The organism is Paraburkholderia steynii, from assembly GCF_900100565.1.
In the GTDB taxonomy this organism is placed as follows: Bacteria; Pseudomonadota; Gammaproteobacteria; order Burkholderiales; family Burkholderiaceae; genus Paraburkholderia; species Paraburkholderia terrae.
Genome location: NZ_FNDI01000081.1, coordinates 1 through 1,219, shown reverse-complemented (window position 1 = coordinate 1,219; position 1,219 = coordinate 1). Strand labels below are relative to the sequence as shown.

At 59.6% G+C, this 1,219-nt stretch carries 1 protein-coding gene; it reads left to right on the top strand.

Annotated features, from left to right (window positions below):
* Positions 1–565: 565 nt before the first annotated feature.
* Positions 566–1,219, top strand: a 654-nt coding sequence (locus BLT65_RS46225) for a site-specific integrase (RefSeq protein WP_482811883.1), incomplete at its 3' end; no start/stop codon positions are given.

Below are 1,219 nucleotides of genomic sequence, written 5' to 3'. Positions count from 1 at the left end.
CGTTGTAGTTGCTGCCGCCGCGTACCGAGGCGAGTGCTTCGACAGACAGTTCTTCGTTATGCGAGAGGTCTTTGATGGTCAGCGAGCTCATGGTCAATCTCCTGGGATCAGTTGCTTCGGGTTGGAAGAGCACGATTTGTTTGCGCTCGCTGCTACATATGCACAGGGTGTGCCAGTCGTGTGCGGAGCTCCGAAATAACACGATAACCATATGAAACTAAAGGAGATTTGTTCTCTGGGATTTTTTGAAGGCGGCTTTTCAAGCGACCAGGCGACAAATGAACGTCTGCTGCCGGCAAACAGATAATCGCGCAGCTGTCCGCTATAACCGAACAGCACGAAATGGCGCCATCGCGCGACGGATTGCAACGTCCCGCAGTCCGTGAGCGCGGGCATACCTCGCAATGCAGGTGCGGGAAAGAAGCAGCAACCTGGAAAAAACAGCGCGCGCCCGCCAACAACGTTGTGCGCTTGCGCACCAAAAAATTGGCATTACTTCATTTGCCCCTTAGCTCATCGTCGGTGGGTGGCCCTGGCCACACCACGAAAAACGGGAAAAATCCCGGTGCTCGATGCAACCAAGGCGCGGCTGCTGCTCGACCGCATCGATGTGACGACGCCGATAGGCTTCAGGGATCGCGTGCTAATTGCACTGGTGTTTTTTGGTTCGCGCGGCGGCGCGAGAAACGTGGGCAAGGCGCACGAGATGCTGTGTCACCAAACGCTTGAGGCAGACCTGCAGGCGTACTTCGACGGCACCGGCATCGGCACGTACACGAAGGGGCCGCTGGTCCGCACGATCGCGCGTGGCACCAGGAAGCGCAGCATGACGCCGCTACCGAAGGCGAACGCGTACGCGATGATGCGCCGGCTGGCGCTGGCCGCTGGCATTGGCACGGCGATCGGCAAGCAAACGTTGCGCATCACGGGCATCACCGCCTGTCTGAAAAACGGTGATGCGCTCGAGAACGCCGCGGCAATGGCCAATCACGCGTCGAGGTACACCACGCAGCTGTATGCCCGGCGCCATGCTGACATCAGCCTCGACGAGGTCGAGCGGATTCGCCTGCAGACCGGGGTGCGGATGGGCATGTTGATCCCACACCTGGATCCGGTCGCGCCCAACGCTGCACAAACAAGAAGGCCCGCCAGCGGGGAACGGACTGGCGGGCCTGAAACCGTCAAGGGACAAGACCTGACGGCATTTCTCTCAGAACGA